A 24,521-nucleotide genomic window follows, 5' to 3' on the forward strand; every position below is an offset into this window, starting at 1 on the left:
CAGTCCAACGACATCAAAGTAAACGCAGCATGGTTAAAAAGTTGTGCTCGTTCTTTGTAGCTAAAACTACTTTCAATGGAGACTCCAATGAAGTCGCTCATATTTGTAAGGACATTCTCAGTTGTTTTACTCATGCTTATCGGATTAACGGAGACTTATGCAATGTCAGAATCATCTTTGGATAGAAGACAAATTGCCATTATTCCCATTGCTGCACAGACTGCTAGTGGCGATATCGAAGACCTGAAAATCAGTTTGAATCAAGGTTTAGATGCAGGTTTAACCGTCAACGAAATCAAAGAAATCCTGGTGCAAATGTATGCCTACACGGGGTTCCCTCGTAGCTTGAATGCGCTTGGCGCATTCATGAGTGTCGTTAATGAACGGAAAGAAAAAGGCATTAAAGACGAGATAGGTAAAGAAGCGTCACCATTGCCAGCTGATTACAACAGCCTTAAAAATGGGACGGCAAACCAAACCAAATTGATTGGACAAGAAGTCAAAGGTCCGCTATTTGATTTCGCTCCTGCCGTTGATGAATATCTAAAAGCGCACCTCTTTGGCGATATTTTTGAACGTGACGTGCTGACTTGGCAAGATCGTGAATTAGCGACCATTGCAGCTCTCGCCAACCTAAAAGGGGCTGGCAGCCAACTCGGGGCTCACTACGCAATTAGCATGCATAACGGCATCACCGAAGCACAAATTCGTGACTTTATCGAAGTACTACGTAAAACCGTGAGTGCAGAAACAGCAAATGAAGCGGCTAAGGTATTCGACCAAGTCCTCACTGCTCGTAAATAACCACTTTGATTGGTGCGGTGCATGACCATCTCTCGGTGCCCTCAACGTGAAGGGAAACATGCAGCGTTTCTTTGGTTCTGACTGAAAAAATAACGACCTATTAATCACTAAGGCATTGAACCTGTTCAGTGCTTTAGTTGTTTATGGGGCATACAATTCAAGAGGTAATATCCAAATGACTGATATGACATTGGAAACCCAACTCATCGAAAATACCTTTTATGAAGGTGAACGCCCGTTATTTGCCTGTGAAAACATGACGCTGGAAAAAGTGCGCTTTTATCCGGGCGAATCTGCCCTAAAACACTCAAAACATGTTGTGGCTAGAGCCTGCGAATTTCTATGCAAATACCCATTTTGGCATAGTGATAACGTCTTGCTAGAGGACAATGTATTTACCGTTTATGGCCGTGCAGCGATTTGGTATACCCAAAATGTCGTGATGCGTCACTGCAAAGTCGATGCGCCCAAAATGTTCCGTAAAGTCTCGTATGTTACTGTTGAAAACACGGTCTTTTCTTCTGCTGGAGAAACCTTTTGGTGGTGTGACAACATTACTCTAGACACTGTACAACTGAGAGGCGCTGATTATGTGTTTATGCATGGCGAACATATCGAGATTAATGATATGCACATGCAAGGAAACTATTCATTCCAAGAAGCAAAAAATGTGGTGATTCGTAATTCTCACCTTGAATCGAAAGATGCGTTCTGGGAATCAGAGAATGTGACTGTGTATGACAGTGTTCTTGATGGTGAATACCTAGGCTGGCATTCAAAAAACCTTCGTTTAGTAAACTGCACTATTCGTGGTGAACAGCCATTTTGTTACTGTGAAAACCTAGTGTTAGAAAACTGCGTTATGTCGGATGACGCCGAGCTGGGTTTTGAATACTCATCAGTTGAAGCAGATATCAAATCTCACGTGGTGAGCATCAAAAATCCTAAGAGTGGATATATTAGGGCGAAATCAGTTGGTGAAATTATTCTCGATGAACATCGTATTACTCCAAGTGAATGTACCATCGAAACTGAAGATTAAATAAGGGACAACGTCATGGCGCAATACGATTTTGACCAAATTACTTCTCGCCGAGGCAGTGGCTGTTACAAATGGGATCGTTCACTGGATAAAGACAGTCTACCTATGTGGGTGGCTGACATGGACTTTCCAACAGCTCCGGCCATTATTGATGCACTAACACATCGTGTTCAGCACGGTATTTTTGGTTACACCAAGGTGCCTAGTTTGTATTACCAAGCGTTAATGGGTTGGTTTAAGCGTCGGTATGACTTTGCGATTGAACGTGATTGGGTGCTCTATACCTCCGGAGTGGTTCCGGCTGTGTCGGCGGCAATTAAAGCATTAGCCTTATCAGGTAATGGGGTGATCGTGCAGACTCCGGTTTACAACTGCTTCTTTAGCTCCATTCGTAACATGGGCTGTCAAGTCGTTGAAAATACGTTAATTAACCGCGATGGTTATTATGAAGTTGACTTTGAGGATCTTGAGCAAAAAGCGCAAGACCCAAACAATACCGTATTGCTACTCTGTAATCCGCATAACCCTGTGGGACGAGCCTGGACTGAAGCTGAATTGCGTAAAATTGGTGCTATCTGTTTTGCCCATGGCGTAAAAGTGATCAGTGATGAAATTCACTGTGACTTGGTGTTCCCAGAATACCATCATCAGCCTTTTGCGGCGTTAGGCCCTGAATTTGCGGCGAACAGTGTGACGTGCCATGCGCCAAGTAAGTCTTTCAACATTGCCGGCCTGCAAATCGCTAACATTATTGTGCCAAATCCTGAATTGCGTGTGCGTGTTAATAAAACATTGAATATTCATGAAGTGTGCGATGTGAACCCGTTTGGTATCGAAGCATTGATTGCTGCTTATCGAGATAGCGAAAAATGGTTCGATGAGCTGCTCACATATCTATACGGTAATTACCAAATCACTCAAGCGTTCATTGCAAAAGAGATCCCTCAAGTCACGCTCACCAAGCAGGAAGCGACTTACCTAGCATGGATTGATTGCCGTTCATTAGGCATGAGTTCTAACGAATTGGTCGACAAACTCGAACGCGAAGCACATCTGATTCTTAGCCCAGGTTCTGTGTTTGGCGTCGATGGGGAAGGGTTCTTACGTCTGAATATGGCGTGTCCACGAGCTTTACTCATGGATGGGTTAAATCGTTTCAAAGCAGGGATTAACGCCTGCTAACGTCTTGCTGATGAGGGGAGGAGTAATTCATGAACAATACCAAGAAACAGTCCCAATACGATATCAAAAGACGGTATACGCCATCCAAGTTGACGAAGTGTTACCGCCGAGCATCAGGCTTATTGTGTTCGTTGCTGTTTGCTTTTTCTATCACTGGTACAGCTCAAAGCGCACTAGCAGATAGCCATTCTAATTTAGGGAGTTCACCGATGAAAATTCGTTTTGTTTTTGACGATCAAACAATCCATGCAACACTCAATGACACGCCGACCACTCGGGATTTTGTGCGTCAATTACCGTTGTCATTTGAGCTAGAAGATTACGCGAGCACCGAAAAAATTGCCTATCTTCCAGAAAAATTGACTCGAGAAGGCGCGCCGTCAGGCACTTCAGCGCGAGCTGGCGATATCGCTTATTACGCGCCTTGGGGTAATATGGTGATTTTCTACCGCGATTTCGGTCATGCAAATGGCCTGATTCACCTAGGTAAAATCGATGCTGGTCTAAAGCGGTTCATGTCCGGTCAATCTATGGTTGTCACTATAGAGTTAGATGAATAGTTTCCGCTGTCATATTACGTTCGATCAAAAATATAAACGACGTTTCAATAAAAATGATTCTATTTGTCACAAATTTGTTTTTGCGTATCCAAATGATATTGCTCAAATTTGTATGAGTGCTAGTCTGGCTCCAATATAAGGAGAAGCTCATGCATACCAATTACAACAGCAATCCATTGGATGCTAAAACATACGATACCGATCGCCTACGTTCAGAATTTCTTACCGAAGACTTATTTCAACGTGACGACATTACTTTGGTTTATAGCCACATTGACCGAATTGTGGCCATGGGAGTGGTGCCGAATAGCACGACACTCAAACTTAATGATTTTGTCGATACCAAAGCATTTGGTGTGGAGTATTTTCTTCAGCGTCGTGAACTGGGATTAGTGAACCTTGGTGGTCCAGCCAAAGTGAAAACAGCAATTCAAGAATACAGTTTGAACTATTTAGATGCGCTGTATCTGAGCATGGGAGAACAGGATGTTGAGTTTTCGTCATTAGAACAGTCAGACCCTGCGCTCCTATATTGTTTAAGCGCACCTGCTCACCATTGTTATCCATCCAGAATTATTACCCGTGAACAGGCCCGTTATGTTGAACTTGGTACAGCAGAAAACGCCAACGCTCGGACGATTAATCAATATCTTCACCCTGATGTGCTGCCGACGTGCCAGCTTTGTCTGGGCGTGACTCATCTCAAACCTGGCAGCGTGTGGAATACCATGCCAGCCCATACGCATGAAAGGCGTATGGAGGCTTACCTTTACTTCAATGTTGCCCCCAATCAAGTGGTGTTCCATTTTATGGGAGAACCTCAAGAAACTCGCCATATTGTTGTGCGCGACAAACAGTTTGTACTCTCACCAAGTTGGTCCATTCACTCTGGCTGCGGAACACAAAATTACAGTTTTGTGTGGGGAATGCTGGGAGAAAACCAAACCTTCGACGATATGGATTTTGTGGACATGAAAGATATTCGCTAATTACATGCATTAGCGTGCTTGTGTGTAATCAACTAACTGATGGAAAAGTACTAAGAAACAGGATGTTGCGCAAAATAAAGGGCTGCATTACGATGATGACACGGTTAGATAAAAGGAAGTATCTTGAAATCATTCATATTAGGAATTTTATATGCGTTCATCGCGGTTGTTCTAATCGGATCTCTGGCACGGTGGTTAGTGCCTTATCTAGCATCAATTACTCTAGTTGATTACGTTGCTTTCTGTGGTGTTTTTGCTATCGGTATTGCGTACTTAGCTTATGACGGCAGCAGCGCAGGTAATCAAGATGTAACGTTACTAATCACTCATCGTGAACTGGTCAGCAGTGAGAGCGATGCAAAAGACCGACACAACCGAATTAGTTTTGCGTTTTCATTAGGTATTGCTGGCATCATGTTATTGCTAATTAGCGCTTTATTGGCTTGGTTGCAGTAAGTATTTTTCACCTGAACATACCGTAGAATCTAACGAGGATATACACCATATTGTATTCTGCCGGGCGGGAGTAATGAAATCACAAGATTTATCGAGGATGGGATCTGCTATTGACTGAGCTCCATTAGTTCGAGGTCTGGGGGATTCTTATTACTATCAGTCAATTGCCGAGAAGTATGCTAGCTTTAACTCTAAATTTCCCTCTCAATTACTAGAGAAACACTTGGTTATAGCCAAGACATGGATTCTTATTGAAGTGACAAACATTTTAACTAGTCGAAATAAACCAGACACATCAATATACATCAACTGGTACAGAGCCAACGTACCAACGTGGATTGAATCTGTGGGAAAAACGCTATAAATACACGAAAGCTCTAATGGTCAAAAGAACTAGCTCATACATATATTCTGCATAAATCACATCTAAAATTATGCAGACGTATGCTGTTAAGTTCTAAATAACACCAGATTTAGCATTAAAAACACCGCCATACTAACTACTGTTGTAAGTAATACATTTTTAGTTTTCCAGGCCAAAATTCCTGCGAGTAAGGATGCCCAAATGTAAGGGTTAAAGCTATCGAGCCACAACGATTTTTCATGAGTAAATACAATGGGTGCCCAGATTGCAGTAAGCACTGCTGGGCTAGAATAACTTAGGAAACGTTGTACGTTTGCGCTTAGACGCAGTGGCAACTTAGGTTCTAGAAATAAATAGCGGCTAATGAAAACTAACGCTGTCATAGCGAATATAGATAACATAATCATGACTGAGCTCCTTGAAAGTGCTCGGTAGCATAACCTGCAAGCATCGCTCCAATACTAGCGATCATAAGGCCGCCATCTAAATTGATCACTGTTAAGCTAACGGAAAGTAATATTGCTACTAAGACAGAAACAATCATGGGCAAACTTTTGATGTTCGGCACTACAATCGCAATAAATGTCGCTGCGACAGCAAATTCCAACCCTAACTCGTTCAAAGCGGGAACTCGCCTACCAGCAAAAATGCCCGCGAGTGTCGCCAAGTTCCAAACCAGATAGAAACTCAATCCCGCCCCGAGCGCGTACCATTGGTTGAACTGCTGTTCTTTCTGTTGGCCGCACACTGCAAACAACTCATCGGTTAACAAAAAGCCGAGTATGAGTCTCCAACGAGTTGGTAGTGGGCTAATTTTACTCCGCATTGACACACTGTAGAGAAAATGACGTGAGGTAATAAACAGTGTTGTAAGCAACATAGTTATTAAACCTGCACCTGTTTTGAGCATACCCGTTGCGACAAGTTGCGCTGAACCAGCAAATAAAATAGCGGATAGTGCCTGGCTTTCAAACGGATTCAACCCGGCATCAATAGCGAATGAGCCTGCAAGTAACCCCCAAGGTAAAACAGCCACGCTTAACGGCAGCATGGCAATGACACCTTGCCAGAAGGAACGAGATTTTGATTTAGTGTAAGAATGCTGCGTCAAAACGGTACTACTCATGAAGTCATCCTGCTTTGGATTGTTGACGTTATATGAAACACGTAATATTTATGGTTTTTAGCTGAAATTAGCGTAAATCATGACATCACAGTAATGAGGAAAATACTTGTACAAAGTTGCTGCTTAATAATGACGGTAGCGGATTAATGTTGAATATACTGCTTGGGGGTAATTCCCATCGCTTTTTTAAAGTGGCGGTGGAGATGACTTTGATCGTGAAAGCCACATTCCTGCGCAGTATCTAAAATCGAATGTCCGGCTTTGAGTAGCCTGCGGGCATAGCGTAGCCGAGCCTGAATTTGGTATGCGTGAGGGGGAAATCCAAATTGTTTCTGAAATGCCCGAACCAGATGAAATGCACTGATACCAGCCAATTTAGCCAGTTCTTCCAATGAGACATCGGCTTGTGGAAAGTCATCAAGAAATTCTTTTACCAGAATTAATTGTTGCTGAGCTTTGGACATTTCAACAGGTTTAGGCGGGGTCTTACCATGACGTGCCATTAGCTTGACTAAACTCGCGTACACCAGAGTTTCTCGTAGCAGGCGGTTGTCAGATTCTTCTAGAGTAGAAAACACCAGACGAAATTGACTGGCAAGTTCTGGGTCTTTCACTACTGCATCGGGAAAGTAAGGAGCCCCGTAACTGCTATTGCCAAGCTCTTGGGTAATAGCCTGAAACTGCTCTGCTAGAGGGTACATTGCTTTATAAGCCCAGCCTCCTTCCACGGCTGAGTGACCGGTATGCATTTCGTCAGCATTGACCAGAATTATAGAGTCTTGCGGAACTGTGTGATTTGCTCCCGTACGGTAGAAACTCTGTGCGCCGCGCTCAATGACCCCTATAGTGTATCCTTCATGGCTATGACGGGAAAAAGTCTGGGTCTCATATTTAGCATCGAGTAGTTCAATTCCACCAAGTTCATCTGCCACGTGAAACTTTGCACTTTCCTTCGATTTTAGGGTGTGTTGCTTATCCATAATTCACTCTTGTCTACGACAACTGTTTAGTTTATACAAAAAATCACTTCGTGTTTTGTACAAAATTGCTCAGATGACGAAGTATATGATGATGGGGGGAGTTGCATATTGCTCGGCATTCTTATGTAGAGACCGATGTATTCCTAATATAGAGGGAATAAGTTAGTTGTAGCGTTATAAAAAACTAGCTCAAAGAATACGTAGTTACCCTTATTAAAAAGTTATCTCAAACTAGTCGTTAACAAACTTATACTGCACAGAGCAATTTAACCCGTTTTTATAGTGATTATGTTATTGATTTACCGTTGGGAACGGTGTGCTTGGATAAGCTTCCAACAGCGTTAATAATCCAACAGTTAGCTTATCGCCGGAAAACACACGTTGAAAGCTGGTTGGTAGTTAAAGTATGTTTTTATTCATCGTTTCTGAACTCTTATTTGGGGTATTAATGAGACTCTTCCGGCCATAAAACATCTAATTCACTATGCGAAATTCTCCATTCTCCATTTACACGAACATACTGATCTACGTAATGTCCTAGAAGCAAAAACGGATGTTGAGATTGGTCTCGATCAGTAACAAAATCCAGTAGGTAACAGCTGCCAGATGCATTGTTTTCGTCGATTAAAGTAATATCGTGATTGGTTACCGCGTGTACAAAAGGAAAATGTGCTCGGTTTTGTGTATCGAATGCGTGGTAAGCCTCTTTTAGACTTTGTTTGATTTCAGTTAAACCCTTCATTGAACCGACGGTAACTTTAACTTCGGCATTGTCTGTAAAGACTTCTCCCATTTTTTCAGCTTTGCCACTATCAAGTAGCTGGCTGTAACGTAGTCTTAATGCTCGAATATCTTCGCGGTCAAGTAGGGCGTTAATACGTTTATTGTTATCAGACATGGTGGATCTCCAGTGAATGAGCTAGGACAGGTTGTTTCATCTAATAGGAGATATTGTATTGACTTGTTTTAAAATGATAATACAGTTCTAATTCCATTTATTGCATCCCATGGTTCCATAATGAAGGTTGTAGAGACTCAATTTTCTGGTGTTATTGAATACGTTGAAACGCTACGAACGGGTTCATTTACTGCTGCTGGTGAACGTTTAGGGCTTACTGGTTCTGCAGTTGGTAAAAGTGTTACCCGGTTAGAAAAAAAGTTAGGTACGAAATTACTGCATCGAACGACACGCAGCTTAACACCAACACCAGAAGGCCAACGTTATTTTGAAGGTTGGATTGGTATACTGGATGAAATCGACAGCTTGGAGCAAGGTGTTGTCGCAGGAAGTGTTCAGGTTTCTGGAATCTTAAATGTTCATCTTCCAGCAGCATTCGGAAGAAGACACATCATGCCAGTTTTGCTGGAGTTAACTAAGAAATACCCGAATCTCGATTTGTCGATTGCATTTAGTGAAAGGCGTATCAATCTGATTGATGAAGGCGTTGACCTTGTGGTACGCATAGGTACATTAGAAGATGATGCGGATTTAATTGCAAGACGATTAGGGGGCCAACGATTGGTTGTGTGTGCCAGCCCCGAATACCTTAAAAAGAAGGGGACTCCTAAGCTAGTGACTGAACTGACAGAACATGACTGTATTGTCGGCGGGCAGAGAAGCTCTCAACCTGCATGGTTGTTTAGGCATACTAATGGTGAAAGTTTTTCACAGGTGGTTCATGGGCGGTATTGTTTTAGCGATGGTGACGCAATGCTATCTGCTGTCTTAAACGGAGTAGGAATAGCTCAGTTACCCACTTGGTTGATTAGTGAGCACCTTGCGACAGGTGCATTAGTGACGGTACTTAATGAATACGCGGGTGCTGAAATGCCAATACATGCTGTATGGCCGCGTTCACGATATTTAAAGCCGAGACAACGGGTAGTGATTGATGCTTTGTTAGCAGAGGCTGAAAAAATGGGTTCGATTTATCGATTATGACTTAGTCTTATCCTTTGAGTTGATTTGTTGTAGCTGAAGTTCCTTGTGCATCATTCAAATATATTGGCAAAGTTACTGATTCAGTTTTGTCCACTTTCGTTTCAGTTTGCTCTGTCTAAAACGTTTTTGCCTCAAAATCGTTTAGCACGAGCTTCTTGACCTCTTTCTTAAGTCAGTTCTTGACCTACTTTTCTTAATGGTAGATTATGAGTCTAGTTGAGCACTTTTGATTATACAGACATGTTCTGCAATTTATGAGTGGAAGGAAGAATAAGACATATAGAACAGTATGTTGCAGGTATGGCGTCTGTATTTTCTGAAAATATTATAAAGACAATGTCTGCTGAAAAGATACTGTTATGTGAATTTATGAAGATCGAGAAAGTAGAACGATTACCAAGTGATATTGAAACTCTGATAACTGAAAGCCAATTGGAAGGTTTTCGCTTTTTAGCACGACTTCAAAATGATTTTGCAAGCGGAGTAAATAAGTTCAATAAGAACGGTGAAACCCTTGTGACTGTTAGGGTCGATGGTAAATTGGTAGCTATCGGTGGTATTAATCGCCAAGATGACTGCGCGCGGTTGCGTCGATTCTATGTAAGTAAGTGCAGTCGTCGTTTGGGTGTTGGACGCGAATTGCTCGAATTTCTTGAGAAACATGCGTCTCAGTATTTCACAAAAGTCACTTTATTTACCGATACTCTACAAGCGAATCAATTTTACGAAGCCTGTGGTTATTTACCTGTAAATAGGCACCACGTTAGTCATGAGAAAGCATTCACATAACAAGAGACTATGCCATCAACATACTTTTCCTAATCTGACAGAAACGCTATAGAGAATCAGTTCTAAGACGCTTCTGTCCATCAACGTGTCAGGTTAACCTTGCATATCTAGCACGAAATTGCCCCATTATCATTTAGAGTCCAAGCATGATTACATGCTTATGCGCGTTTGTTTCCCTTATTAAAAATAATCCCAAAAGTGGTGTAATCCATTATATTGAATAGTCTGTACTCGTTTAAAGGTTTACTGTGCGGTATTTTCTTGGGGTTTGATTGAACAGCTTTTTAAAAGCCTGTACATAGGATGAATCAGATGCGTACCCCAACTCCATAGCAATTTCCTGTATGCTCATTTTCGAGCTTAATAATGGCAGAGATAAAACCAGCCTTATATTTTGTCGCCAAAGAGCAAATGATTGAGAGAACTCTTTCGCACATAATCTGGATAATGTGCGCTCAGATGCTCCGACTTTTTTTGCCCATTCTTTTAACGTAAACGGTAAGTCAGGTTTCTGTTTAAGCTGTAGAAAAATAGATAAAAGGCGTTTGTCCGTAGGGATGAGAAGTGGTATTTCATAACTTTTCGCTGCCTCGATTTGATCTCGTAAGACCGTTAACAGATGTGTCACATTGGATTCCGACTGTGAGAGCGTATCGTTCTGAAATAAAAGCTGTATCAATTCTTTGAGGAAGGCGTTTACCTGACAGGATTTAGGCTCACTTCCATACTGAACTCGTTTGTTAGGGTTGAGGTAAATCGCTAAAAATTGTGTGTCTGTAATCGCAACAGATTTATGAATGGTATTAGCGGGGATAAAGAGCATACCATTGTGAGGGACTATTACACTTTTATCGCTAATATCTGATTGTAACAACCCTTGACGTGGAAAGATTATTTGGTGCCATGGATGTGAATGAAAATCATCAATATATCCAGAGATCATGCTGGTTGATTTAGTTATAAATTGTTTATCCGGAAAATCTCTGATTAAGTCGTTAGCTTGCATGATTGGCGGCTTATCTATATTAATTGTCAGTTATTATAAATTACGCCACTCGGATTTGGTATAACATCGTAGGCCAATCGTTAGAAGAGACAAAAGGTAAAAGGCCAAAAGATGCGTGTTCACTTTATCATTCATGAAAATTTTGAAGTTCCGGGAGCTTACGAGTTCTGGGCTAAAGCTCGCGGTTACACCACGACTTATACTCGAGTTTATGACGGTGACTCTCTTCCGATAAAAGTAGATGATATCGATTTTCTGATTGTCATGGGTGGCCCACAAGATCCTGTAACCACTATCGAGCAATGTGCTCATTTCGATGCCAAAGGTGAACAGGCGGTAATAACAAAAGCGATTAATGCAGGAAAAGTCGTACTTGGTATTTGTTTGGGAGCTCAACTCATTGGTGAAGCGTTAGGTGCTCACTATGAGCATAGCCCTGAACGTGAAATTGGTAAATTCCCTATCACGCTAACCAAAGACGGCATTACCCATCCATTGTTTGACCATTTTGGCACAGTGCTGGAAGTGGGCCATTGGCACAACGACATGCCGGGACTGACACCAGACTCAAAAATAATTGCATACAGTGAAGGCTGTCCTCGTCAAATCGTTGCTTATAGCGATTTGGTGTTTGGTTTTCAGTGTCATATGGAATTGACTAAAGAAGTTGTAGCGTTGCTCATCGAAAATGATGATCTCAGCGAGGCTGCAAACTATCGTTTTGTTGAGGAGTACAAAGCACTACTGAGTCATGACTATGGTGAGATGAACCAAAAGCTATACGAATTTTTGGATAAACTAGTCAAATCCTATCAAGCATAAAGTTAAGTTTCTGGTTGCTTTTGATTTTATAACTGGCTCATTGAGTCGGTTATATGGCTTTTTATAGGTTGTTAAGGAAACACATGGGCATTGATTTGCAAGCATAGATGCCAATATTGGCAATTACCGTAGCGCTTACTCTCGGTGTTATGAGTCCGGGGCCGAGCTTTATCTTTGTTGCCAGACGAGCAATTTCACTGACAAGGCTGCATGCGTTGTTACTGCACTAGGTATGGAGACGGGAGCTTTAGTTCTATCATTTGCCGCCTTACTCGGATTACAAATGATTTTTAGCCTGATACCGATAAGCTATTTAAAATTGCAGGCGTATGTTATCTCCTGTTTCTGGCATTTGGAATTGTAAGATCCGCTAGAATTCCTCTACAGGTCTTAGATGCTAGTCGTTGCCAAGAGATTCCCTTATTTCGTTCGTATTTATTAGGTTTAGGAACCCAACTTAGCAACCCCAAAACAGCCATCGTATTTGCTAGCGTATTTACAACAATACTTCCTAAAAGCATACCTACGCATTTCTATATCGCGATACCGATATGCACATTTTTAAGCAATGCGGGATGGTATCTTATCGTTGTATTAGTATTATCCTCTTCACGTCCTCGTCAAGCATGCTTAAAGTTCAAAAAAATTATTGATTATTTGTCTGGGTCAGTGATGGGATGGTTAGGGTTGAAATTAATCATCAGTCGCTAACAAATCTCTGCCCCATTCCTTGTTTCGACCGATTTAACGCAGATATTACCAAAGCCTCATTTGACTTATTTTTTCTAATCTAACTGCGCGACCAAACTCAGTGTGCCACTACAACATGCGCTAATGAGTAACCGTTTACATGCTTTGCTCTCTAAGGACACCTATATATCAATGTCAAAATGCCCATGGAATTCTCTTTTACCTTTATTAGTAATAACAACTTCGCGATATCCGGGGACTCTTTCTATCCAGTTATTATCTTCAAAAAAACTAAGTAGCGATGCTCCTAAGTGACCACCAACGTGGAACTTTCTTTCGCTCCAATCTAAGCATGGACAACATTTTTTCCTTCTAGTTTTCTCATCGGTATTGATACCTAGCTCTAAAAATTTTTCTTGTCCTTGCTTAGTGATACCTTTGCCATCACTGTCAATCCATTTATTTTTTGATAGTGAATCATACAGTTGAACAGCTATTTCGCCTGCTAAATGGTTATAACAGGTTCTTGCTTGGAGAAGTTCTTGAGGTACTTTGGAACGAGAGGGACTATTTACTTGGAAAGTAATTCCCATCATTTGTTCGAGTAATACAGCGACGTTTTTACTATAGAGGCGAAAATATCTGTGTCGTCCTTGGGATAAACATATAACAAGATTAGCTTTCAGCAGGCGGGATAGGTGAGAACTAGTAGTTGATGGTGCAACCTCTGCTATAACGCTTAATTCGGTTGCAGTCCAAGCTTTTCCATCCATCAACGCACATAGGATTTTCATCCTTGAGGCATCCGACATGGCAGCCGCTAAGGCTGCCATGTCGGTTTCCTGACTAAAATCTATTATTGATGTTACTGAAGAGATATTTTCTTTGCTCAAGTTTATACAGCCCAGTCAATTGTTGCATTTTCGGCCAATGTATAGTTATCGGTCACAAGTATCAATCGATTATCATGATCACTGTACTGAACAATAATGTTAACGCCTTTATCTCCTAAAGCCTTAGATATCGCACCAAGCTCACCGGGTTGCTCTTGTTTGAGTTTTCGTATAAGTGGAGAAGTGACCCCTTTTACTTCAAATCCATTCTCAGTAAGGATATTCCTCGCTCTTTCTCCATCTTCGACTAGAAAATGGGCATGGCTTTTATTTTCATGAGCAAAAACTCCACCGCCTTCTAGTCCAATTCCATTCTTTCCAAGTACTTCACCAAATCGGGCTAATTCTCCAGGACTATTTTTTAAAATTATATGTATATCATGCATTTTACTATCTCTATGTTATTGTGAACAATATTCTCGTGTCGAGGTTAGGACGTTGATTTTGTAAAAAGAAAAAATAGTAGATTTTCCTTCGTCTTGAGCAAGCTTGTGATGCACATTTTTCTTCCAATGCTTGATGGCTTCTTCATCTTTCCACCAAGATAAAGATATAAATTTGTCTGGGTTTGTTGTGCTTTGAAAACGCTCGATTGATATAAAACCATCGATATCACTGAGAAGTGGCTTTAATTGTTCTGCCAACTGGAAGTATCTGTCTCTCTTTTCCGAAACAGCCATTGCCTCAAATAATACAGCAATCATTTCTTTACCTATCTATGCCACCTAATTGTTGTAGGTACTATAGCTAATGGGAAAAATGATACTTCGTTGATGACCGAAATATGGTTGTTATATTCTTGATGTTGAGGATAGAAGGAATTACCCAGTTTTTCATATCTGAGCTAATTAGTAGTTCACTAGATTAAGTTGTAGCTCTAAGAAGCTTTTGTCCATCTTCGATTCAGCTTGATCTGAGCTGACTCATTTGTGCCCCATTTCAAGCTATCGGCGTACCAGATTGCAAGGGCTTATAGCTTAAAGTTAACTAAATTTTAGTAAGCCTAATTTATTGGTAGCTATTCAATAATCCGTATTTATATAATTTAGAAAACTCACAATATTCAGTTCCGAAAATGGCGCGTCTTATTTACCTTCTCTTGTTAGCATCTACTTGAACTTATTCAATATAAAAGAGAATTGGAGTATAAGATATGTTCAAAAATATGCATGAAATGGAAGAACTACTAGTTATTGGTAATGTATGGGATGTTCCAAGCGCAAAAATTGCCGAGAGTGTTGGGTTTTCTGTCATTGGTACTTCTAGCGCAGCTATTGCTAAGAATCTAGGGAAAGAAGATGGAGAAAATATCCGTTTCGAAGACCTTTTGTCGATTGTAAAAGCAATTGCTAAGTCAACAGAACTGCCTTTGACCGTAGATCTTGAATCTGGCTATGGAGAGACACCTGAAATCATAGCGAAGAATATTATGGAGCTAGTTAAAATTGGTGTTGTTGGAGTCAACATAGAAGATAGTGTCGTGCTAGACGGTGAAAGAAGCTTATGTGACAGCGCTCTGTTTGGCAAAATATTGGAGAAAGTTAGAAAATACATTAGTGAGGCAGATCTTGAAATTTTTATTAATGTCAGAAGTGATGTGTTCCTACTTAATGTTGAAGACCCTCTTGAAACTAGTATCGAGAGAATTGATTGTTATCAGCAAGCAGGCGCTGATGGCATTTTTCTACCATGTATCAGTAAACAAGAAGATATTAGATCAGTTGTCGATAGTACGTCACTACCGATAAATGTAATGTGTCTACCTGGATTACCGAGTTTTTCAGAACTGAAAACTCTAGGTGTAAAACGCATAAGCATGGGCAATTTTGTACATGAGGCAATGCTTGCCTCTCTAGCTTCTACCTTAGCTTCAGTTAAAAGAGAGCAATCTTTTGATACATTGTTTATTTAGCCCATATCCGTTTCAGCCAGTTCTGGCTGAAACGCTTTTATACCCCAAAACTGCCCCAAAATCATCTAGCGTCTGATTCTTGATGGCCTCTACTTGTCATTTCTTGACCTACATTTCTTAATAGCAGATTATTAGCTCGGTTATGCATTAAGAGTTATATAGACCATGTCTTCTTAAAGGCACGGCAAGTATTCATCTAAAGTAGGAAGTTGTGGTAAATGGAAAAACTATTTTCGTACGGTACTTTACAAATAGAAAATGTTCAAAAGGAAACATTTGGCCGTTTATTAGTGGGCAAGAAGGAGATTTTGCTTGGTTATATTTTGTCTGAAGTAAAAATTAAGGATCAAGAAGTTATTAGGAAGAGTGGAAAGGATATACACCCAATTCTTAAATATACTGGGAATCAACTAGATAAAGTTGAAGGTACAATTTTCGAGATATCACCTGAAGAACTTGCTCAAGCAGATTCTTATGAAGTTGAAGAATATGTTCGTACAAAAGGAATGTTTCAGTCGGGTTCGAAAGCTTGGATTTATGCAGATGCAACTCAAGTAGGAAATACCTAATTAACGACCAATGGCTCAACATACCTTTCTTAATGAGATATAAGCGCTTTAGAGCACTAGGTCTAAAACGCTTTTGTCCACTTTACGAATTTTTGGATAAACTAGCGAAAGCCTATCAGCATAAAGTTAAGTTTCTGGTTGTTTTTTATTTTATCATCTGCTCATTGAGCTGGCTTTTTATAGATAGTTAGTGAGGAAACACATGGGCATTGATTTGCAAACATACATGCCAATATTGGCAATCACTGGAGCGCTTACTCTCGGCGCTATGAGTCCGGGTCCCAGCTTTATCTTTGTTGCCAGACGAGCAATTTCACTTTCAAGACGGCATGGAATTTTTACCGCGTTAGGTATGGGGACGGGAGCTTTAGTTCTATCGGTTGCCGCCTTACTCGGATTACAAACGATTTTTAGCCTGATTCCGGTAAGCTATTTAATATTTAAAATTGCAGGCGGATGCTACCTCTTGTTTTTGGCATTTGGAATTGTGAGATCAGCTCGAATTCCGTTACAGACCATAGATGCTACTCGATGCCAAGACATTCCCTTATTTCGTTCGTACTTATTAGGTTTAGGAACACAACTCAGCAACCCAAAAACAGTCATCGTATTTGCCAGCGTATTTACAACACTGCTTCCGCAAAACATACCTATGTATTTCTATATTGCGGTTCCAATCTGCACATTTTTGAGTAATGCAGGATGGTATCTTATTGTTGCTTCAGTTTTATCTGCTTCACGCCCTCGTCAAGCGTACTTAAAATTTAAAAATTTTATTGATTATTTGTCTGGGTCAGTGATGGGAGGATTAGGATTGAAATTAATCATCAGTCGCTAATAAATGTCACTAATGAGCACTTTGCTATACTTTAAGTAATGTATAAAATGCTAATTTAGTGAAATCGATAACTCAAAAATGTCCACTTTCGTTTCAGTCTGCTCTGGCCGAAAGGTTTTTATCCCATTCGGTGTTACTAACTTCATTTGCTTAGCTTGAATTCCTGATTCTTTGACCAAATTTATTTAATACTCAGGATGTGAGTAGACTAAAAAATAGAAGGAGCTGTCAGTGATCACCTGTCACGTTAGATACGTTATTGACCCTAAGAAAATCCCTGAATTTGAATATTATGCCCGTATGTGGATCCCTCTCGTTGAACAGTTTGGTGGTATACATCATGGGTATTTTTTACCATCGGAAGGAGCGAATAACATTGCAATGGCGTTGTTTTCATTTCCATCTTTAGCCGAATATGAAAAATACCGTCATGAATCAGCATCAGACGAAAACTGTAAAGCTGCATTCAAGTATGCAGAAGAAACGGATTGCGTAGTGAGTTATGAACGTAGTTTCTTCCGTCCAATTCTTTCTGAGTGATTTGTGTGTCACTAGCGATAAGCTCTGACACTATTCACAAAAATGCAGTTTTTCACATCAAATTTACGGTACAATGCAGAATTGACCAAATTATAGTTATTTATGTCTATACCAATCAATACATCTCCTTCCTCAAATGTATCTTGCTCAAACTGTAAAGCTTGTTGTTGCCGTCTTGAAGTGATGATCATCTCAGACACTGGTGTTCCAGAAGAATTTATTGCACGAGATGAGTATGGCGGTGAAACAATGATGCGATTAAATGATGGCTGGTGTGCTGCTTTAGATAGAGACACTCTAATGTGTACAATTTATGAAAATCGTCCTTGGATATGCCGCGAATTCGAAATGGGGTCTAGTGAGTGCTTAGATGAACGTGTTAAGTATCTATAAAGCAACAGCCTGATGTTTTTATTCAAGGCTTGTTAGTCATAACAAAACCAAAGCTTCAGCATATTTTCCCTAATCCGACAAAAACGTTCTAGAAAATAAGGTCTAGCACGTTTCTGTCTATCAACGTATCAGAGGCTTTGAGTGGCGCGACGAGTAATGACACGAGAGCTTAACTCTGGTATCAAGTATTGATTGGTGACTTAGCGACAACACGATCAGTGCTGCATGAATCATATTAACTATTTAGACTAGGCTTAAAAATCGCACAGACATTAGGTAAGTCTTTGTCAGTTATGTTTCTAAAACGACCCTAGGACTAAAGGGAAGTGTTTTATTTCTTCCAGATTGTTTTGCTTGATACAAAGCCTTATCTGCTTTATCGATTGCTTCCGTGATATCTTCGTCCTCGGTAGAGACTAAAGAATAACCTGCGGATATAGTTAACTTATAATTATCAGAGTGAAGTGTTGAAGACACGTCTATTTGTTCGATTTGAGTTCTCAGTTTCTCTGATAATTGAGCAGCACCTTCGAGAGATGTCCCAGGCAATAAAGCAATGAATTCTTCTCCACCATAACGACACAAAATATCACTAGACCTTACAGTTGATGTGAGGGTGTTTGCGACTAACTGTATGACTCTGTCACCACCTAAATGACCAAATGTGTCATTAATTTTCTTAAAGAAATCGATATCGATCATAATAACACTCATGTCATATTTCATACGATAGTGCTTGGCTTTTTCAAGCTTTGCTAAAGAGAAAAAATCTCTTCGGTTACGCAATCCGGTCAGGGGATCTGTTGATGAAACCTGCTGTAACTCTTTTTCTACTTGTCTTCGCTTTTTGTCCACTTTTTCATAAAAGAGAGAACTGATGGTTATCATGATTATGAGAAACCAAGCAATAGTGTTGACGTATAAGCCAAATGATTTAGCTGCTTCAACGTTTATAAGAGAACGAGATACAAGAAACCCTATGCCGAAGCATACGCAAAATCCTGTAACCATCTGAATCCTAGAAAGTTTTCCACCAATATGTATAGAGAGTAACCCTTTTAACAGAGCTCGATTTGCTGTTGAACCTAAAACAGATAATCCCATAATGTAAGCAATACATGTCGTGGTTAAAGACATTTCTCCATAAAAATCGGTAATGTGAAAAGCATATCCTGTTATTGAAACGGAAGGGAATAGTAGACTAAAGAAGCTAAAAACTTGGCTGAGTAGGGGGTTGTGACGCACACGTGATATTAATGCCGCGACTAAACACATAAAGCACGCTAATGTATTTGCTCCCATCATATTTCGTTCACCTGATACAAGTTCATAAGAGTGAACCGGTAAGTCGTTTATTAATTGAAATAGTGATGTGAGTTCTAGGAATCTATAGATGAGGAGCAGTAAACAAACGATTAAAAAAGCATAAACTGCTTTCATGAGTGATCTTTTAAAATAGGTTTGTGCTAAACATATTAATAAACCTGAAATAGCGGTAAGAGGGTTTGTCGCAGGGCCATCAGGATAAGGCCTATAGATTGACTCAATATCAAAGGCATATCCCAAAACTGTTAATAGACAAAGACATAATCCTAAATAAGCTAATAGTTTAGCACTAACCATTGTCCTGATAATTATTCGATTACTTTGGTCGCGGCTTTTTCTTATCAAACTACCCACCCACACATTTCTTAGTAACAAGTACTACTTTAGTGTAGACGTAAATCATTTGATGCAAATCAATTTCTCCATTTCGGTCCGTTTTTCCTCAAACAGATGTCAATTAAATATCTTAATATGTCAAATAACAAAGCCCGTTGCTCGATATGTAGCAACGGGCTATTGATTTCATTTGGGTTTACTAAGTGCGATCGGCTAAATAATCTTGGTAATCTGGGATTTCAATATCCACTTCTTCATTAATAAGTGGAGAGTGGAAGATAAATTTAGCGCTAGCTCGGTTAGTTGCAACTGGAATGTTCCATACACTCGCGATACGTAGTAATGCTTTAACATCAGGGTCGTGTGGTACAGAGTTGAGCGGATCCCAAAAGAAGATGAGCACATCAATTTTACATTCAGCAATCATGGCACCAATTTGCTGATCACCGCCCATTGGCCCGCTAATTTTACTTTTTATTGCAAGTCCGGTTTCTTTACTGAGCATACTGCCTGTGGTGCCTGTCGCGTAGAGAAAATGCTGCTGCAAAATTTCTTTGTTTTCTTTAACCCAACGTAAAAGTTCACTTTTGCAATTGTCGTGGGCGACAAGCGCGACATGTTTGTGCGCACTTAAAGTCCGAGTGGTTTTTTTCATGGTGTTTAGTTCCTAATGTTTCAACACATCGCGAGAGACGAACCTATGGTAAGCCGTAGAACGATATTGGAATAATCGCTAATTTAACGTATTTAAAACGGTGGTTTAGTGATGGTATCGATCTATCTTGCGAGCCAAAATGGATTTTGTGCAAAAATGTGGGAAGGAACCGAAGAATGAGAAAATAAAAAAGCACCACCTCAAATGGGCAGTGCTTGGTATTTACGTTAGCGATAAGGGAGAAATGACCCTATCGAAAAATATCGCGATTACGCTAATGCTTTTTCTAGAATTTCACGAGAACGTTCTAGAGTAACCGCTTGGCTTTCACCTAATGCAGTCATACCGTGCTCATCTAGCTGTTTAACGACAGTATTAACGGCTTCTTCATGAGTTAAACCGTGATCGGCAAACTGTGTATCAACATTCAGAGAATGATAGAACACTTCGATCGCTTCGATAGTGCGTTCTGCCAAATCATCACCGGCTTCTAAACCAAATACGTTACGACCCATTTGCTCTAGCTTCGCACGTTTCGCTTCGATTTGATTACGTAGCAACCAAGGTTGAACGATTGCCAAAGAACGACCGTGATCAACATGCCATAGAGCTGTTAATTCGTGACCAATCATATGCGTAGCCCAATCTTGCGGTACGCCAGTACCAATCAAACCGTTTAATGCTTGGTTAGCCGACCACATTAGGTTTGCACGCCAAGTGTCGTTATCGCGGTTATCAAAGTTTTGACCGATTTCAAGCAACGTTTTGAGCAGGGTTTCTGCATAGCCATCTTGAACTTTTGCACCAACAGGCATTGTGATGTATTGCTCACAAGTATGTACCCATGCATCCACAATACCGTTAATCAATTGGCGCTCTGGTAATGTTTTCATTACGTCTGGGTCCATTACCGCAAAGCGAGGTTGAACTTCTGGTGAGCGGAATGGCAATTTAGTCGCAGTCTCTTTTTTAGTGATAACTGCGCCTGAGTTTGATTCTGAGCCTGTTGCTGGCAGAGTTAAAATAGCACCGATTGGCACAGCTGATTTAACGCTGTATTGACCAGTCATAATATCCCAGCCATCACCTTCATAGTGCGCTGCAGCCGCTACGTATTTGGAACCATCAATCACGGAACCACCGCCGACAGCTAAGATAAATTCAATATCATCTTGCTTAACAATCGCAACGGCTTTATCTAATGTTTCTTTGGTTGGGTTTGGCTCAACGCCCGCAAATTCTTGCCATTGGTGTTCGCTTAAAGCGGCGACGACTTGGTCATAAACACCGTTACGTTTGATAGAACCGCCACCATAGATAACAAGGACTTTTTTATCTTTAGGAATTTCGCTAGCGATAGCTGCGATTTGGCCTTGACCAAAATGAAGACGAGTTGGGTTTGAATACGTAAATTGCATCGGACGCTCCTTTTGCTTCCAGAAAAGGGGAATACCTTTTCAGGCTGTTATTCCTGAATTGATGTTCTTTGCATCAAATTTCAAGAGCTCATGTTGAGAAAAATAAATCAGCTCAACAAAGTGATATGCATAATAGTCCTATAAGTTAGCAAACAGTAGGGGTATTTCTCCATATTTATTGCCTATTCCTCTAGAATATGAGAGATTTAGCCAAAATATAACCAGAGAGGTATTTATGGTTGAATTAGCCGAGTTAATGACACAATACGCTGACAAATTCCAATTAAATCAATTGGAAGGTTCTATAGATACCGCAATTCCGGGCGTGAGGTTTTATCGGAGTGGGTTAACCGCTGCAAAAGCGCCATTTATGTACGACTCTGGAATTATCATTTTAGGTCAGGGACATAAAAAGATTACGGTGGGTAACGAAAAGCAAGTGACCTACGGCCCCAATGATTATTTGGTGGCTGGGGTACCTATGCCGCTGGAGTGTGAATCGTTTGGTAGTCAACAAGAGCCCATTTTGGGGCTGACGATCCGAATTGATCACGCCATGATCGTTAAACAAGTGCGTTTGATGAATGAACTGGGGGCCACGGTTAAACGTAAGCATCAAGATCGCTGTGGGGTAAACTCTGTCGCGATGAATGAAAAAATGTTGCATAGCTGCAAGCGCTTGATGCTTGCTTTGCTTGAGCCCATTGAAGCAAAAGTGCTTGGTGATGTGTTACTGGAAGAGATTTTATTTAGGGTATTGACCAGTGAAGAAGGGCATTTGTTTGAGCAGTTAGCCAGTTTTGATGGCCAGTACGCAAGGGTGGCTAAAGCGTTAGCGAAAGTGCATGCGGATTTTTGTCAGCCACTAACTGTGCAAGAATTAGCGCAAGAAGCAAACATGAGTGTGTCTGCCTTTCATCAAGCTTTTCGTCATGTCACGATGGAATCACCACTACAATATTTGAAAAAAGTTCGACTTAACAAAGCTAAACAGATGATTCAAACCGAAGGGGTGAGAGTCAACGATGCTGCTCGGTTAGTCGGGTATAGCAGCCCATCACAATTTAGTCGTGAATTTAAACGGCATTTTAACCAAACACCACGTGCAAGTAAGTCGCTTAATGAGGTGGTTGAAGTTTAAATCAAGGGTTTCAATCGGGTACGCCATTTTTAAAAAGGGGAAGGTAACAAAGGCAAAGTTTACTCTTTTCTTATTACGTGGTTGAGCCATACTCAAATAACCCCCAATGAGCACGTTCGCTCCTGATAATTAAAAACCACTTATTGGCCTTGCCAGTAAGTGGTTTTGTGTTGTGACTAATCTCTCTCGCTATGAGAATGTGTAGCTTTCTGGAACCACGACAATTCCGTTTTCTGAAATATGAAAGCGCTTAGCATCTTCACTGGCATTTAAGCCAATCGTGGTGTTGGCGGGTATTTTTACGTGCTTATCGACAATACAGTTTTGCAGCTGGCAGCCCGGGCCAACTTCCACATCATCAAACAAAATGCTGTCTAACACGGTCGCGCCATCTTCAATACGCACGTTAGATGAAATGATACTGTGCTGGACTGAACCACCAGAGTTGATCACTCCGCCAGCAATGATCGAATTAATAAAAATTCCTTCATTACCTGTGGCGGAAGAAACGGTACGAGCCGGTGGATATTGAGGTTCGTAGGTACGAATTGCCCAATCTTTTTGATACAAATCCATTGGTGGAATCGGCTCTAATAGATCCATGTTGGCTGCATAAAATGAATCGATAGTGCCAACATCACGCCAATAACAGTCGCGATTTACGCGTCCTTTTTCACCAAATCGATAAGCGTGAACAGTTTCACTCGGAATTAATTCCGGAATAATATCTTTGCCAAAATCGTGGCTAGAGTTTTCAAGATCGGCATCTTTATTTAATGCATTTTGTAGTGCATCCATATTGAACACATAGATACCCATTGAAACTAAACTGCGATCTGGTTGGCCAGGAATAGACGGTGGATCGATTGGTTTTTCGACAAAAGAACGCACAATATTTTGTTCATCAACAGCAACGATCCCAAAATCACTGGCTTTAGAACGAGGCACATCCATACACGCTAAAGTGAGGTTAGCACCTGTTGCAATGTGTTCTTCAACCATGGCTTCGTAATCCATGCGATAGATATGATCGCCAGACAGTACAACCACATATTTAGCTTCACTGCGGTCAAGTAACCAACTGTTGTGATAAAGCGCATCAGCGGTCCCTTCGTACCATTTGCCCCCTTTGCGCATTTGCGGCGGAACGGCAGTGATATACTCATTTAACTCTGGGTTGAATACAGACCAACCGTCTCGTAAGTGCTTTTGCAATGAGTGAGATTTATATTGCGTAAGGACCAAAACTCGGCGCAAACCAGAGTGAAGACAGTTGGTTAGCGTAAAATCGATAATTCTATATTTACCACCAAACGGGACTGCGGGTTTGGCGCGGTCATCCGTTAAGGGTGACAGTCGGGAGCCGACACCTCCGGCTAGTACGACAGTTAGGGTATCTTGCATCTTATTTCTCCCTGAAATTGTGCAATTCAGCGCCAACAGGAGAGGTTGGCGGTAGGACCATATACAATTTATATCAGAAACGGCTTATCAAAACGAAGGCTTTCTCAATACTTTTCAATATTAAGTATGCACATGTTAATGGCACTCTCAAGGCATGGTAAATGTACTGATTAACTTCTCAATAGTGATATGCCTATTCAGACATTCTCGTTTGATTGTTCGTTAAGCTGCTTATCTATTTTAGATGGTGCATGGTAATGATTAAATCACCAATGTGTCACGCCATCGAATATGCAATTCAGATACTAATGTGATCTCAATAACATTCAATAGTTTCATTGTTA

28 protein-coding genes are annotated in these 24,521 nt (G+C 40.8%); 16 read left to right on the top strand and 12 right to left on the bottom strand.

Translation table 11 applies throughout. The annotated features are described in order from the left end of the window. Positions 1–162 precede the first annotated feature (162 nt). From I1A42_RS18215 to I1A42_RS18240, 6 genes are all read left to right on the top strand, one after another. Positions 163–804: a carboxymuconolactone decarboxylase family protein gene (locus I1A42_RS18215; RefSeq protein ID WP_230389655.1), complete on the top strand. Its 642-nt coding sequence runs from the start codon at positions 163–165 to the stop codon at positions 802–804. Positions 805–979: 175 nt separating this feature from the next. Then, positions 980–1,846: a DUF3737 family protein gene (locus I1A42_RS18220; RefSeq protein WP_196124312.1), complete on the top strand. Its 867-nt coding sequence runs from the start codon at positions 980–982 to the stop codon at positions 1,844–1,846. 15 nt (positions 1,847–1,861) lie between these two features. Then, positions 1,862–3,028: a MalY/PatB family protein gene (locus I1A42_RS18225; protein ID WP_196124313.1), complete on the top strand. Its 1,167-nt coding sequence runs from the start codon at positions 1,862–1,864 to the stop codon at positions 3,026–3,028. Between the two features lie 29 nt (positions 3,029–3,057). Next, positions 3,058–3,588 (top strand): cyclophilin-like fold protein, encoded by a 531-nt coding sequence (locus I1A42_RS18230; RefSeq protein ID WP_230389657.1) that lies wholly within the window; start codon positions 3,058–3,060, stop codon positions 3,586–3,588. Between the two features lie 149 nt (positions 3,589–3,737). Beyond that, on the top strand, positions 3,738–4,577 hold the full coding sequence (kduI, locus tag I1A42_RS18235) for a 5-dehydro-4-deoxy-D-glucuronate isomerase (RefSeq protein ID WP_196124314.1): 840 nt from the start codon (positions 3,738–3,740) through the stop codon (positions 4,575–4,577). 123 nt (positions 4,578–4,700) lie between these two features. Continuing rightward, entirely contained in the window at positions 4,701–5,033 is a 333-nt protein-coding gene (locus I1A42_RS18240; RefSeq protein ID WP_196124315.1) for a hypothetical protein, read from the top strand. A 450-nt stretch (positions 5,034–5,483) separates the two neighbouring features. On the opposite strand, the gene I1A42_RS18245 is transcribed toward I1A42_RS18240, so the two are convergent. The 4 genes from I1A42_RS18245 to I1A42_RS18260 form a co-directional block, all read right to left on the bottom strand. Next, entirely contained in the window at positions 5,484–5,804 is a 321-nt protein-coding gene (locus I1A42_RS18245; protein WP_161154300.1) for an AzlD domain-containing protein, read from the bottom strand. Next, positions 5,801–6,523: an AzlC family ABC transporter permease gene (locus I1A42_RS18250; RefSeq protein WP_196124316.1), complete on the bottom strand. Its 723-nt coding sequence runs from the start codon at positions 6,521–6,523 to the stop codon at positions 5,801–5,803. Before I1A42_RS18250 ends, I1A42_RS18245 begins: the two co-directional genes overlap by 4 nt. A gap of 143 nt (positions 6,524–6,666) precedes the next feature. After that, positions 6,667–7,503, bottom strand: coding sequence for an AraC family transcriptional regulator (locus I1A42_RS18255; RefSeq protein ID WP_196124317.1), 837 nt, complete (start codon positions 7,501–7,503; stop codon positions 6,667–6,669). 445 nt (positions 7,504–7,948) lie between these two features. Further along, positions 7,949–8,401, bottom strand: a complete 453-nt coding sequence (locus I1A42_RS18260; RefSeq protein WP_196124318.1) for a nuclear transport factor 2 family protein — start codon at positions 8,399–8,401, stop codon at positions 7,949–7,951. 120 nt (positions 8,402–8,521) lie between these two features. Here I1A42_RS18260 and I1A42_RS18265 point away from each other — a divergent pair, with 120 nt between their 5' ends. Both I1A42_RS18265 and I1A42_RS18270 read left to right on the top strand, forming a co-directional pair. Further along, entirely contained in the window at positions 8,522–9,445 is a 924-nt protein-coding gene (locus I1A42_RS18265; protein ID WP_161154296.1) for a LysR family transcriptional regulator, read from the top strand. Positions 9,446–9,814: 369 nt separating this feature from the next. Continuing rightward, a complete protein-coding gene (locus tag I1A42_RS18270; RefSeq protein ID WP_161154295.1) occupies positions 9,815–10,234 on the top strand; it encodes a GNAT family N-acetyltransferase in 420 nt (139 codons plus the stop codon). Positions 10,235–10,469: 235 nt separating this feature from the next. Here I1A42_RS18270 and I1A42_RS18275 read toward each other — a convergent pair whose 3' ends face one another. Continuing rightward, positions 10,470–11,240 (bottom strand): helix-turn-helix transcriptional regulator, encoded by a 771-nt coding sequence (locus I1A42_RS18275; RefSeq protein WP_196124319.1) that lies wholly within the window; start codon positions 11,238–11,240, stop codon positions 10,470–10,472. A 111-nt stretch (positions 11,241–11,351) separates the two neighbouring features. Between I1A42_RS18275 and I1A42_RS18280 the strand changes: the two genes are divergently transcribed. After that, a complete protein-coding gene (locus tag I1A42_RS18280) occupies positions 11,352–12,062 on the top strand; it encodes a type 1 glutamine amidotransferase (protein ID WP_196124320.1) in 711 nt (236 codons plus the stop codon). Between the two features lie 357 nt (positions 12,063–12,419). Further along, positions 12,420–12,773 (top strand): LysE family translocator, encoded by a 354-nt coding sequence (locus I1A42_RS24820; protein WP_329604864.1) that lies wholly within the window; start codon positions 12,420–12,422, stop codon positions 12,771–12,773. A gap of 161 nt (positions 12,774–12,934) precedes the next feature. On the opposite strand, the gene I1A42_RS18290 is transcribed toward I1A42_RS24820, so the two are convergent. The 3 genes from I1A42_RS18290 to I1A42_RS18300 are packed head-to-tail and all read right to left on the bottom strand — an operon-like array spanning position 12,935 to position 14,349. Further along, positions 12,935–13,645: a winged helix-turn-helix domain-containing protein gene (locus I1A42_RS18290; protein WP_230389658.1), complete on the bottom strand. Its 711-nt coding sequence runs from the start codon at positions 13,643–13,645 to the stop codon at positions 12,935–12,937. A gap of 2 nt (positions 13,646–13,647) precedes the next feature. Beyond that, positions 13,648–14,031, bottom strand: a complete 384-nt coding sequence (locus I1A42_RS18295; protein WP_196124321.1) for an amino acid-binding protein — start codon at positions 14,029–14,031, stop codon at positions 13,648–13,650. Between the two features lie 15 nt (positions 14,032–14,046). Beyond that, the gene (locus I1A42_RS18300) at positions 14,047–14,349 is read right to left on the bottom strand and encodes an antibiotic biosynthesis monooxygenase family protein (RefSeq protein WP_088733540.1); all 303 of its coding nucleotides are present in this window, start codon (positions 14,347–14,349) and stop codon (positions 14,047–14,049) included. 449 nt (positions 14,350–14,798) lie between these two features. On the opposite strand from I1A42_RS18300, the gene I1A42_RS18305 reads away from it, so the two are divergent. From I1A42_RS18305 to I1A42_RS18325, 5 genes are all read left to right on the top strand, one after another. Further along, positions 14,799–15,557: an isocitrate lyase/PEP mutase family protein gene (locus I1A42_RS18305; RefSeq protein ID WP_196124322.1), complete on the top strand. Its 759-nt coding sequence runs from the start codon at positions 14,799–14,801 to the stop codon at positions 15,555–15,557. 218 nt (positions 15,558–15,775) lie between these two features. Then, positions 15,776–16,126 (top strand): gamma-glutamylcyclotransferase family protein, encoded by a 351-nt coding sequence (locus tag I1A42_RS18310; RefSeq protein WP_196124323.1) that lies wholly within the window; start codon positions 15,776–15,778, stop codon positions 16,124–16,126. A 202-nt stretch (positions 16,127–16,328) separates the two neighbouring features. Beyond that, positions 16,329–16,964 carry a LysE family translocator gene (locus I1A42_RS18315; RefSeq protein WP_196124324.1) on the top strand — a complete coding sequence of 212 codons (636 nt, stop codon included), beginning with the start codon at positions 16,329–16,331 and terminating at the stop codon, positions 16,962–16,964. Between the two features lie 231 nt (positions 16,965–17,195). Beyond that, positions 17,196–17,504 (top strand): NIPSNAP family protein, encoded by a 309-nt coding sequence (locus I1A42_RS18320; protein ID WP_161154291.1) that lies wholly within the window; start codon positions 17,196–17,198, stop codon positions 17,502–17,504. A gap of 102 nt (positions 17,505–17,606) precedes the next feature. Then, positions 17,607–17,897 carry a YkgJ family cysteine cluster protein gene (locus I1A42_RS18325; RefSeq protein WP_161154290.1) on the top strand — a complete coding sequence of 97 codons (291 nt, stop codon included), beginning with the start codon at positions 17,607–17,609 and terminating at the stop codon, positions 17,895–17,897. Between the two features lie 291 nt (positions 17,898–18,188). On the opposite strand, the gene I1A42_RS18330 is transcribed toward I1A42_RS18325, so the two are convergent. From I1A42_RS18330 to I1A42_RS18340, 3 genes are all read right to left on the bottom strand, one after another. Beyond that, on the bottom strand, positions 18,189–19,337 hold the full coding sequence (locus I1A42_RS18330) for a GGDEF domain-containing protein (RefSeq protein WP_196124325.1): 1,149 nt from the start codon (positions 19,335–19,337) through the stop codon (positions 18,189–18,191). 421 nt (positions 19,338–19,758) lie between these two features. Then, positions 19,759–20,214 carry a methylglyoxal synthase gene (locus I1A42_RS18335; RefSeq protein ID WP_161154288.1) on the bottom strand — a complete coding sequence of 152 codons (456 nt, stop codon included), beginning with the start codon at positions 20,212–20,214 and terminating at the stop codon, positions 19,759–19,761. Between the two features lie 269 nt (positions 20,215–20,483). Continuing rightward, positions 20,484–21,632 (bottom strand): iron-containing alcohol dehydrogenase, encoded by a 1,149-nt coding sequence (locus tag I1A42_RS18340; RefSeq protein ID WP_161154287.1) that lies wholly within the window; start codon positions 21,630–21,632, stop codon positions 20,484–20,486. Positions 21,633–21,867: 235 nt separating this feature from the next. Between I1A42_RS18340 and I1A42_RS18345 the strand changes: the two genes are divergently transcribed. Further along, positions 21,868–22,773, top strand: a complete 906-nt coding sequence (locus I1A42_RS18345; RefSeq protein WP_196124326.1) for an AraC family transcriptional regulator — start codon at positions 21,868–21,870, stop codon at positions 22,771–22,773. A gap of 189 nt (positions 22,774–22,962) precedes the next feature. On the opposite strand, the gene glgC is transcribed toward I1A42_RS18345, so the two are convergent. Next, the gene (glgC, locus tag I1A42_RS18350; RefSeq protein WP_196124327.1) at positions 22,963–24,177 is read right to left on the bottom strand and encodes a glucose-1-phosphate adenylyltransferase; all 1,215 of its coding nucleotides are present in this window, start codon (positions 24,175–24,177) and stop codon (positions 22,963–22,965) included. Between the last annotated feature and the right edge of the window lie 344 nt (positions 24,178–24,521).

The sequence above is a fragment of the Vibrio nitrifigilis genome (assembly GCF_015686695.1).
GTDB classification, from domain to species: domain Bacteria; phylum Pseudomonadota; class Gammaproteobacteria; order Enterobacterales; family Vibrionaceae; genus Vibrio; species Vibrio nitrifigilis.

What these genes read in the sequence shown, in the direction of transcription:
- I1A42_RS18215 (WP_230389655.1), top strand. Translation starts at nt 163, where the DNA reads ATGTCAGAATCATCTTTGGATAGAAGACAAATTGCCATTATTCCCATT.
- I1A42_RS18220 (WP_196124312.1), top strand. Translation starts at nt 980, where the DNA reads ATGACTGATATGACATTGGAAACCCAACTCATCGAAAATACCTTTTAT.
- I1A42_RS18225 (WP_196124313.1), top strand. Translation starts at nt 1,862, where the DNA reads ATGGCGCAATACGATTTTGACCAAATTACTTCTCGCCGAGGCAGTGGC.
- I1A42_RS18230 (WP_230389657.1), top strand. Translation starts at nt 3,058, where the DNA reads ATGAACAATACCAAGAAACAGTCCCAATACGATATCAAAAGACGGTAT.
- kduI (WP_196124314.1), top strand. Translation starts at nt 3,738, where the DNA reads ATGCATACCAATTACAACAGCAATCCATTGGATGCTAAAACATACGAT.
- I1A42_RS18245 (WP_161154300.1), bottom strand. Translation starts at nt 5,804, where the DNA reads ATGATTATGTTATCTATATTCGCTATGACAGCGTTAGTTTTCATTAGC.
- I1A42_RS18250 (WP_196124316.1), bottom strand. Translation starts at nt 6,523, where the DNA reads ATGAGTAGTACCGTTTTGACGCAGCATTCTTACACTAAATCAAAATCT.
- I1A42_RS18255 (WP_196124317.1), bottom strand. Translation starts at nt 7,503, where the DNA reads ATGGATAAGCAACACACCCTAAAATCGAAGGAAAGTGCAAAGTTTCAC.
- I1A42_RS18260 (WP_196124318.1), bottom strand. Translation starts at nt 8,401, where the DNA reads ATGTCTGATAACAATAAACGTATTAACGCCCTACTTGACCGCGAAGAT.
- I1A42_RS18265 (WP_161154296.1), top strand. Translation starts at nt 8,522, where the DNA reads ATGAAGGTTGTAGAGACTCAATTTTCTGGTGTTATTGAATACGTTGAA.
- I1A42_RS18270 (WP_161154295.1), top strand. Translation starts at nt 9,815, where the DNA reads ATGAAGATCGAGAAAGTAGAACGATTACCAAGTGATATTGAAACTCTG.
- I1A42_RS18275 (WP_196124319.1), bottom strand. Translation starts at nt 11,240, where the DNA reads ATGCAAGCTAACGACTTAATCAGAGATTTTCCGGATAAACAATTTATA.
- I1A42_RS18280 (WP_196124320.1), top strand. Translation starts at nt 11,352, where the DNA reads ATGCGTGTTCACTTTATCATTCATGAAAATTTTGAAGTTCCGGGAGCT.
- I1A42_RS18295 (WP_196124321.1), bottom strand. Translation starts at nt 14,031, where the DNA reads ATGCATGATATACATATAATTTTAAAAAATAGTCCTGGAGAATTAGCC.
- I1A42_RS18300 (WP_088733540.1), bottom strand. Translation starts at nt 14,349, where the DNA reads ATGATTGCTGTATTATTTGAGGCAATGGCTGTTTCGGAAAAGAGAGAC.
- I1A42_RS18305 (WP_196124322.1), top strand. Translation starts at nt 14,799, where the DNA reads ATGTTCAAAAATATGCATGAAATGGAAGAACTACTAGTTATTGGTAAT.
- I1A42_RS18310 (WP_196124323.1), top strand. Translation starts at nt 15,776, where the DNA reads ATGGAAAAACTATTTTCGTACGGTACTTTACAAATAGAAAATGTTCAA.
- I1A42_RS18315 (WP_196124324.1), top strand. Translation starts at nt 16,329, where the DNA reads ATGGGCATTGATTTGCAAACATACATGCCAATATTGGCAATCACTGGA.
- I1A42_RS18325 (WP_161154290.1), top strand. Translation starts at nt 17,607, where the DNA reads ATGTCTATACCAATCAATACATCTCCTTCCTCAAATGTATCTTGCTCA.
- I1A42_RS18330 (WP_196124325.1), bottom strand. Translation starts at nt 19,337, where the DNA reads ATGAAAGCAGTTTATGCTTTTTTAATCGTTTGTTTACTGCTCCTCATC.
- I1A42_RS18335 (WP_161154288.1), bottom strand. Translation starts at nt 20,214, where the DNA reads ATGAAAAAAACCACTCGGACTTTAAGTGCGCACAAACATGTCGCGCTT.
- I1A42_RS18340 (WP_161154287.1), bottom strand. Translation starts at nt 21,632, where the DNA reads ATGCAATTTACGTATTCAAACCCAACTCGTCTTCATTTTGGTCAAGGC.
- I1A42_RS18345 (WP_196124326.1), top strand. Translation starts at nt 21,868, where the DNA reads ATGGTTGAATTAGCCGAGTTAATGACACAATACGCTGACAAATTCCAA.
- glgC (WP_196124327.1), bottom strand. Translation starts at nt 24,177, where the DNA reads ATGCAAGATACCCTAACTGTCGTACTAGCCGGAGGTGTCGGCTCCCGA.